Source organism: Falsiporphyromonas endometrii (assembly GCF_042654485.1).
Taxonomy (GTDB): Bacteria; Bacteroidota; Bacteroidia; order Bacteroidales; family Porphyromonadaceae; genus Porphyromonas; species Porphyromonas endometrii.
Genome location: NZ_JBHSGO010000158.1, coordinates 1 through 9,459, shown reverse-complemented (window position 1 = coordinate 9,459; position 9,459 = coordinate 1). Strand labels below are relative to the sequence as shown.

General features: G+C 37.3%; 5 protein-coding genes. 2 read left to right on the top strand and 3 right to left on the bottom strand.

What is annotated here, in order from left to right; all coding sequences use genetic code 11:
• Positions 1 to 785 precede the first annotated feature (785 nt).
• The 3 genes from ACFO3G_RS05000 to ACFO3G_RS04990 form a co-directional block, all read right to left on the bottom strand.
• Positions 786 to 3,230: an ABC transporter permease gene (locus ACFO3G_RS05000; protein ID WP_380078558.1), complete on the bottom strand. Its 2,445-nt coding sequence runs from the start codon at positions 3,228 to 3,230 to the stop codon at positions 786 to 788.
• Positions 3,169 to 4,416 (bottom strand): efflux RND transporter periplasmic adaptor subunit, encoded by a 1,248-nt coding sequence (locus tag ACFO3G_RS04995; RefSeq protein WP_380078556.1) that lies wholly within the window; start codon positions 4,414 to 4,416, stop codon positions 3,169 to 3,171. The genes ACFO3G_RS05000 and ACFO3G_RS04995 overlap by 62 nt, the downstream gene beginning before the upstream one ends.
• 84 nt (positions 4,417 to 4,500) lie before the next feature.
• Entirely contained in the window at positions 4,501 to 5,850 is a 1,350-nt protein-coding gene (locus ACFO3G_RS04990) for a TolC family protein (protein ID WP_380078554.1), read from the bottom strand.
• Between the two features lie 317 nt (positions 5,851 to 6,167).
• Here ACFO3G_RS04990 and ACFO3G_RS04985 point away from each other — a divergent pair, with 317 nt between their 5' ends.
• Together ACFO3G_RS04985 and ACFO3G_RS04980 are read left to right on the top strand one after the other, a co-directional pair.
• The gene (locus ACFO3G_RS04985) at positions 6,168 to 7,532 is read left to right on the top strand and encodes a sigma-54-dependent transcriptional regulator (RefSeq protein ID WP_380078552.1); all 1,365 of its coding nucleotides are present in this window, start codon (positions 6,168 to 6,170) and stop codon (positions 7,530 to 7,532) included.
• A complete protein-coding gene (locus ACFO3G_RS04980; RefSeq protein WP_380078550.1) occupies positions 7,522 to 8,826 on the top strand; it encodes a sensor histidine kinase in 1,305 nt (434 codons plus the stop codon). The genes ACFO3G_RS04985 and ACFO3G_RS04980 overlap by 11 nt, the downstream gene beginning before the upstream one ends.
• The last annotated feature ends 633 nt before the right edge of the window (positions 8,827 to 9,459 follow it).

The following is a 9,459-nucleotide window of genomic DNA, read 5'->3' as shown; positions in this document are numbered from 1 at the left end:
GCCAGACAATTCGAAATAATTTCTTTAATTTGTACTCGTGTGAGATCCATACTGTTTTACTGTTTTATTTTATTTTTTCAAAGATAATAGTCTTGGGTCTTACACACTTTTTTGGGACAGTATCAAATCATATGTAATTTAGCTGATTACAATCATTTTATAAGATCATAAAGTGATGATATATGGTGTATTAAAGAAAATAATTCCTAATGACAGTCATTAGAATCTATCAGCTAATGACAAATCCGCTCTTATTTGTCATTTCATTATTGAGTTTCTTTCTGTTAGTACTGCAAATTGTATTAACTCTACCGTCATTTAGAATAACACTCCAAAATCATATGTAATTTAGCTGACTACAATCATTTTATAAGATCATAAAGTGATGATATATGGTGTATTAAAGAAAATAATTCCTAATAACGGTCATTAGAATCTATCAGCTAATGACAAATCCGCTCTTATTTGTCATTTCATTATTGAGTTTCTTTCTGTTAGTACTGCAAATTGTATTAACTCTACCTAAGAGAGTCTGATCATGGTACATAAGCGGGTTGAAGTTCCTGCCTCTGTAAAGGCCTGGTCGGGCTCTTTTTATATCAACATTCCAAAGATTTGATCATAGCACTGCTCCCGCTATAAAAAATTATTACATACCGAGTTTATCACATATTCTAATTTGCATCAAAACACATAAATAGATATTATACGGAGTGACAATTTCAGAAGGTTTCGAAGAATTTTGGAGCCTTGCAGGCGTCTTTCCATAAAGTTACAACTATATCTTACTCCGTTCGAATACTATAAAGAGGATTTTGTATCGCAACAATAAATGTTCTTACAGAAACTGTTACGACAGCAATGAGAAGTACAATAAGATAGGATCCCATAAAAATGAAGGGCGAAATAGAGACTTTCACTGCAAAAGGCATAAGCCAATATCTTCCTAATATATAACCTATTGGCGCTGCGACAATGAATACAAAGGTTACTATTGCAATATATCTCTTGTTAAACAACAAAAGGATCTCCTTGATTGTACTTCCGGCAATTTTACGAAGAGCTATCTCCTTGCGTCTATATTCTGTCTCAAACATTGTCATCCCGGCCACACCAATGATACTTATCAAGATTGCCAGAAAAGTAAAGCAGAGTATCTGTTTGGCAAAGAGAAGCTCTGATTTATAGTTTTCACCATAGATAATATCATTTAAGAAGGTAAAAGAGACATCATATTTTGTCGGGAATTTGCAACTTAGCGTTTTACTTATTTCATCCAAGACCTGGTACTTATTCACATTTTGGGCCAGTTTGACATATATATTGGCATTAGAAAATTGCTTCATCTTAGCTATAGCATCATCCGAATTCTGTTCATTTCCTACCACAACAAAACCTAAGGATTTTTTGGTGTCATCTATACGGAAGCTATGGAATTGACAGTTACTTGACACTCCAACAATCGGATACCCATAAAACTCCCCTCCTACCTTCAAGGAAGGATTGAGAGTTGCAGTTGTCTTAGTAATGACCAATTGAGTTTTGTCTGAAGAGTGGAAGTTATCTCCATCTAAAATCTTAAATCCCAACAAGTTAATAAAGTCATTATCACAGAAGATCAGACTTAAGTTCAACTCCATACCATCCTTATCTGTCAATGAAAAATCGAAATAGTTGTCCTGAGCACCAATCTTTGCCCCGGCATAAGACACCACCTCAACTCCTTTGATTTGCTTCAGCTCATTTTTAATAGCATTCGTATGTCCCAGCCATTCCGGTTTCACCTGACCAATGGCAATCCTATCACGATCATATCCATATGAAGCTGTCTTAACAAAATGACTTTGTTGCTCCATCACACCAATCCAAATCAAAAGAACAATAGTGGCAAGAAACTGAAAAGATATCAATAGCATTCGAATGAATTTGCCACGACGAGTCAATCCAAAATTACCTTTAAGAGCAATTGCAGGAGGTATATGTCCAACAAAAGATGCAGGATAGATACCAGAGAGCACCCCAATAGCCATTGCTATCACGAAGACAAGAAGAGTAATATGCCACTTTCCAAGAGACAAGGATCCTACTACAAGGCTCTGTATTCCCATCGATGGCATCAGATAAACTACAATGCATGCGACAATATATGCAACTAAAGCAACCGCCACAGTCTCAACAACCAACGCTAACCTCAACCTTATCATAGAAGCTCCAAGAATACGTTGCGTATTGAAATTTCTCAACCGCATTGGCATCTCCGCCTGCTTGAAGTTGATAAAATTGATAGTTGCAATAATGAGTATAATTATACTGAAACAAATTAGAAGCCAAGTAGATATTGAGACTGTCCTACCAGCCATAAGATCATCATTACTAAGGCTAAGTCGATCCAATCGATTAAGACAACCCTCCGCCTTATGATCGGTTAGGATCCTATCCCAGCCAACAATCTTAAGAAATTGCTTTGTCATAGACTGTGATATCTCCTTCATATGATTCGGAGAATCTATCTTAACAAAAAGGTGGTAATTACTATTAGAATCACTGTCAGCCTTTGTGGAGGTAAAAATCCCTTTGGAAAGGAAATTATTGTCCTTGTAATCTGCTATGACTCCCACTACAAGCAAATCTTCCTTAAGATCTTCACAATAAAGATGCTCGCCAACAGGATTGCTTTTGCCAAATATCTTCCGTGCCATAGAAAGAGGAAGGACTACCGTATGAGGCTCTTCAAGCTTTTTGATATCTCCATAAAGAACATCTGGGGCAAAAAAACTAAGATAATCCCCTATACCGCTATATGATGTAAGTTTCACTGTTCTATCGTTCGTCTCTCCCATATGATAATCATATTCATTGCCCGCTATCTTGACCATTGCAAATCCCTTGATATGCGAGGAGGAAGTAGCCATACTCTCACCCATTTTAGGAGAAAAGTAATCCATTGGATCATCAAAAACTTGATCGACAAAAGAATAACGATAAATCTCGTTATAACCTTTGATATCATCATTGTAGCTTAGGTGATAATCAATCTGTGTAAAGATTACAAAAGCAAATGCAAACGCCAAAACAAGACCTATGATATTTATAATATTGGCAAACGAATTGCGTCTGAAGGCATATATAAAGTTTCGATAATAATACATATGGCTAAAAGTATTGTGATTAAAACTGCAAACGCTCATTAGTTCCAAATCGTTCATAACCGGAAGTAATAACCTTCTCACCTTTTTCTAATCCTTCAATTACTTCATAATGGGTCGGATTTTGTCTTCCAATCTTAATGATACGTCTATAAGCTACCTTACCATCCGGGTCTAAGACAAAGATCCACTCACCCATAGTTGTCTGGAAGAAACTGCCCCTCGGGATCATCAGGCTTTTGGTAGACTCTCCCAACTGCAAATCAATACTATAGGTCTGTCCCGTACGGATGTTGTCAGGTCTTTCGCCTACAAATATAAATTCAGTTTTGAATGAACCATTTTTTACTTCAGGATAAACTTTACGCACCTTAAGTTTGTAACTTCTATTTTGTCTCTTGACATAAGCCTCCAAACCCGGTACCACACGATCGATATAATGCTCATCAATCTCAGCTACCACTTTGAAGTCAGACTGATCATAAATCTGCCCCACTTTTTGTCCCGGTTGGACACTCTGCCCAAGCTCCACATCCAATAGTCCAAGTTCACCACTGATAGGAGCTACCACCTCAAGCTTATGCTTTCGCTCTCGTATCATGGCCACATTACGTCGCATATTGGTAAGATTATCTTCCATTTGATCCATCTGTACATAACGATAGAGAGAGTCCTGTTTAAGTCTTTTATTGATAAGTAGATACTTCCGATCGGCAAGTTCATAATCTTCTTTGGCTTTAAGATATTCCTCACGACTGACAAGCTTTTCTTTATATAACTTCGAATACTGATTATATGCTCGTCTTTTACGAGTCATATCAATATCAAGATTAGCTTTCTCAGTTTCGTTGTTCAGCTTGTCCTGTTGCATCGTAACCTGTGTATTACGAAGCATATTTTGCTTCTCAGCCACTTCCGACTCAGCATTCAAAATCTGAAGATCAAGACTCGAATTACTCAATCGCATAATGACATCTCCTTTATTGACAAAAGTACCCTCCTCTGCCACCTTCTCCATCACTATACCTCCCTCTTCAGGACTAATTTGCACCACAGAAATAGGTTCAACTTTACCGGAAACTCTTATATAGTCATTGAATATACCATATGTCACCTCCGAAATTGTTACCGACTTCTTGTCAATGCTCATTGTTGAAGAATGATTGCCAAAGACAAGCCATAAAATAAAGACCAATGCCAAAGCACCTATTAAACCATATAGAAGATGTTTTTTTTGTATACCGCTCTTCTTTTCTCTTTGTATATCCATAATTTGTTTTATTGTCGTTTATTTATCTTTATCGATAGATTCAATTCATTCAATCATCAAACTCCTGTTTTTCAATAGATTATATCATTCGAGTGTTTTAATCGACGAATGAATCAACGGCTCTCCTTTGTAGTATTCCACGAGTCTGCATTGAAGCAAAAAGTTAAGCTGCTTTTGCAATAACTCTGCTTTACTTTTCATCAGTGCCGAAGCTGCAGCCCTAAGCTCCAATGAAGTTACCAGCCCCTCTTCATATTTCCGTTGCGAAATCCTATATGTAGTCTCATCCTTACGCACTCTCTCACGGGCAAGCAGAGACTCTTTGAGAGACGCACGTCTATCAAACACAGCTTCTGCAACAAGTTTCTGCAACTCGCTCAATTTATATTTATAATCCTCTTGTGCCTGCTTATAATTATTTTTGGCCTTTTTGATGTCTTTGATACGATCAAATCCGGAAAAGAATGGTATCTGAATATTGATACCAACATAATATCCCAAATTATTGCCCAATTGCGTTCCAAATGATGGATACCTCTTGTGAAGTTCTTTGAAATAAGAGCTGTACATGCCGGCATTGAAATCTATTGCAGGCATGACTCCTCCCCAAGAAGAGGCATATTGATATTTCGCACACGCCATAACTGCATCAGCTTGAACCATAAGAGGATTGCTAAGCAAGTCCGTCTCCGAAATAATAGTATCTTCAAGAAGGACATCATCAATATCAAAACTCTGCAATAAATTATCATCAACATTGAGGCTGTCCAAAAGCGGATAGTTCATCGACTGCTTAAGTTTGATTTTCGACATTTCAAGCAAATTGTTCTGTGCAGTGACATTGTAGTCATCTTCAGAATATTGTGCAGCTACCTCTATGACATCCGCTTCACCTTTGAGTCCAAGTTCATACATCCTTTTTACCTTATATAACAAGGAATCACTTTCTTGTATTTTTTCTTGAGCCATTCTGGTTGTTCCTTCATAATAAAGTACTTCGATAAAAGCTTTAAATGTTTCAAGAGCAGCCATATCCTTCTCTTCCTGTAGCGAAGCCTTATTCAAAAGTAGATTGGCTTTTGCCAACTTTAATTCATTGATAAGTGCTCCACCACGGAAGAGAGGAAGTGAGCCGGAAATACTATAGTTATTGTTAAATGTAGAAATATCTTTGTAGGTATTAGTCTCGGGATTGACCGATCGTCCAAAACTATACCTGACGTTAGCATCACCATAAATCTTAGGTAGAAACCTACCCAAAGCGGCCATTCGATCTATCTTTGCATCTTTAAGTCGCGTAGACTGTGAGACAACTTTATTGTTATGTTCCGATGCATATCTCATACATTCATCCACATTCCATATTGTCTGTGAGAAGCACATTGATACAAAGTTCAATGACACCAAAAGCAGCAGTAAAATTCTTTTTTTCATTGTTTAAGACTTTTCTCATACAAGAAGTACCAAGCACTGTGCCAAACAATATAACTCACTTATTTACAATGTATTAATTTTACAAGGTCATTTAATGATGTCCAATAATTGGACAATGGGTGTATAAACATTGGACAATCTGAATTATATACTAAATCATCCCTCATTCGTGTCTATTTTGCGCCAAATTGTATAGTTGTTACCTTTACAAAAAGGAAGTTCATTTACTCATATACAACACCCCACAAAGAGGTAGACTATTATTCAGTCTGCATCTTATGAGACAAATACAATAAATAAACAAACAACATTATTTCATGATTAAGGACGGGACACTTCTGGTCGTAGACGACAATGCAAGTATACTTACATCGATAGAATATCTTCTGAACAAAGTTTTTAGTAAAATCATCACACTCCGTTCGCCCAAAACAATACCATCTCTATTAAGAAAAGAGAAGCCTGAGGTTGTCCTTCTTGACATGAACTTCTCAAGCGGACCCAATACTGGCAATGAAGGCTTGTTTTGGCTGGCAGAAATTAAACGACTCCGCCCACAAACGGAGGTAGTCCTCTTTACTGCATATGCTGACATTGACCTGGCCGTAGAAGGAATCAAAAGAGGGGCAGCCGACTTCGTTGTCAAACCTTGGAACAACGAAAAACTCATCAAGACTCTACAAGAGGCTTATCAAAAGTGTATATCCAACAAAAAAACAAACATCAATATTCATCAAGTCAGCGATAAACAAATGTATTGGGGCCGGTCAAAAGAAATGCTCCAACTAAGAGAGATTGTACAGAAGACAGCACTCACAGATGCCAATATCCTTATCACAGGGGAGAATGGAACCGGTAAAGATATGCTGGCACAAGAGATACACAAATGGTCAAAAAGATGCTCAGCCCCTTTTGTTTGTGTAGATATGGGAGCCATTACAGAATCGCTGTTCGAAAGCGAACTTTTTGGACATGTCAAGGGAGCATTTACGGATGCCCATACGGATCGCACCGGTCGTTTCGAAGCAGCAGACGGAGGTACATTGTTTTTAGATGAGATAGGCAATCTTCCACTTCATATGCAACCCAAACTATTGACAGCCATTCAAAAGAAATGCTATACCAAAGTAGGCAGCAACGAACTATTACCGACCAACATCAGACTTATATCAGCCACGAATATGAATCTCCAAACGATGGTAAATGAGGGAACTTTTAGAGAAGATCTTCTATACCGTATCAATACTATACACCTTCATATTCCTTCACTGAGAGAAAGAAGAGAGGACATTATACCACTGAGCAAAATCTTCATTGAGCAGTATGTTTGTCAATACGGCACCCACCATAAAGCATTATCCAAGGAGGCCGAAAAGAGACTCAATAGTCAGTCATGGCCGGGCAATATTAGACAGCTTCAGCACACACTCGAAAAAGCAGTCATCCTTAGTGAAGGAGATGTAATAACCGAGAATGACTTACAAATAGATATTTCTCAATATGAATTGAATGACATAGAAGACTTTGCAACACAAACAAAGGCACAAACTCTGGAAGAGATGGAAGAGTCGCTGATTCGAAAAGCCATAGACCAATGCAATGGCAACCTCTCTCAGGCCGCTACACAATTAGATATCTCAAGACAAACCTTATACAACAAAATGAAACGATATGGTATCTAAGTTAAGTTTGAGTTTTATCATAAGGTATACCCTATTCATCCTCTTGGGAGCCGTCACTACACTTGCCATAATAAAGCAGAAACCGATATTGATAGTCGTATTAATATCCCTTATCATCGTATTATACCTTTTGCACAGAAAGTCTGTTAGGATTGTAAAAGAAAGTTGCGACCTAATGCTTGAAGCCATCAAAAATAACGACTACAGCTTTAGAATGCCTATTGGCTCAATCGACAATATGATGAAGCCACTCAATAAAACAATTAACCGGTTTGGACAATTATTATCTGAAACTCAAAAGAGAATTAGAGAAAACGAAATATTCTATGAAAAGGTATTAGCCTCTGTTTCTACAGGTATCATTGTACTTGATCAAGCAAATAAGGTCGTTCTGTCCAACAAAGCTGCGTCAGATTTGCTCGATGTTCCGCCTATATCAAGTTTATACCAACTTGGAAGGTATGGAGAAGAGATGACAAAAAACCTAACAGAAATCAAGCAAAACGAACGAAGAAAAATAGAGTTCAAAACGAGCAAAGGAATAAGCACTATTATTGCAACCTGTACTACAACTGATTTAAACCTGAAGCCTGTACGCATCATTGCTCTCAGTAATATTAAAAAAGAGATGGAGCAAAAAGAAATCGAAAGTTGGACCAAGCTAACCAGGGTAATGACACATGAGATAATGAATTCGATTGCTCCAATAGCATCTATAAGCGATACATTTATGAATAGAGAAGATGTCATCAACACACCTATTTATACCGGTATCAAAGCTATACACGAGACATCAAAAGGATTGATAGACTTTGTGAATAGTTATCGGAAACTATCCTACCTACAAAAGGCAACACCTCAGCCATTCGAACTGAGAGAAATCTTGCAACAAATAGAAGGTCTAAACATCATACCAAAACATATACAGTTTACAAAACAAATACTACCACATAATCTTATGCTCTTTGCTGATCAAAACTTAATCAGACAGGTTATGATAAATCTAATCAAAAACGCAGTCGAAGCTATTGAAAATAAAAAGGGAAAGATAGAACTAAAAGCATATGTGAGAAGGGATGAACACATAATCATATACATTTCAAACAATGGAACTCCAATACCCAATGAGCTGGCAAAAGAGATATTTATTCCCTTCTTTACAACAAAGAAAGAAGGAAATGGAATAGGTCTTTCATTATCAAAGCAAATAATGGCCATATCAAATGGGGACATAACCCTGCTCCAAGATCCATTAATTGGATTTAATACAAGTTTTATGTTAGAGTTTGAATAATGATACGAAGAAGTAACATTCCAACAGACTTACAAACACATCTATTGACTTTGCAAAATCGCATACCGAAAACAACGAAGTGGATAGTTTTTCAAAGGTCTATTCTCACTAAAACAGCTATTAAGAAAAGATAAATAAAACTCTTGCTTTTCAATAAAACCACAAGCTATTAGATAAATAGTGTTAATACACTGTGAGGCATTTCCTTGTAAAAAAACAGCCTGTTTTTGACCTTAAAAAGGCCATTTCTCATGCATCAAAACACAAAGTGATAAATTAATCGGCACCATTATTTGTTAAATAACATTAATGCCATTATTATTTTGTCTTTTCCCGACTTAAATATCGCTTTCAAGCCGCCTTTTTTGGAAGGTCGCGCGACTTGCAATCCATTCTCGCGCTACTTTGAACCTAAACTCGCGCGAGGTTGCACCCCAAGTAGCGCGACTTCGCATGTCAAGGTCGCGCGACAACGGATCGAAAGTCGCGCGAGAACAGATTGCTTCGGTAGTATCCCAAAAAGTGTGTAATTGAAGTTTATCTTTGAGTCAAAATTAATCATTTCATTTAATTGTTTTTCTCATCTGTCAGGCGGACATGAAAAACACCGGGGGGATTGGCGTCCGCCCGGGG

Bases quoted from the DNA above. Each gene is read 5' to 3' on its own strand.
- ACFO3G_RS04985 (WP_380078552.1), top strand. From the start codon at position 6,168: ATGATTAAGGACGGGACACTTCTGGTCGTAGACGACAATGCAAGTATA.
- ACFO3G_RS04995 (WP_380078556.1), bottom strand. From the start codon at position 4,416: ATGGATATACAAAGAGAAAAGAAGAGCGGTATACAAAAAAAACATCTT.
- ACFO3G_RS04980 (WP_380078550.1), top strand. From the start codon at position 7,522: ATGGTATCTAAGTTAAGTTTGAGTTTTATCATAAGGTATACCCTATTC.
- ACFO3G_RS04990 (WP_380078554.1), bottom strand. From the start codon at position 5,850: ATGAAAAAAAGAATTTTACTGCTGCTTTTGGTGTCATTGAACTTTGTA.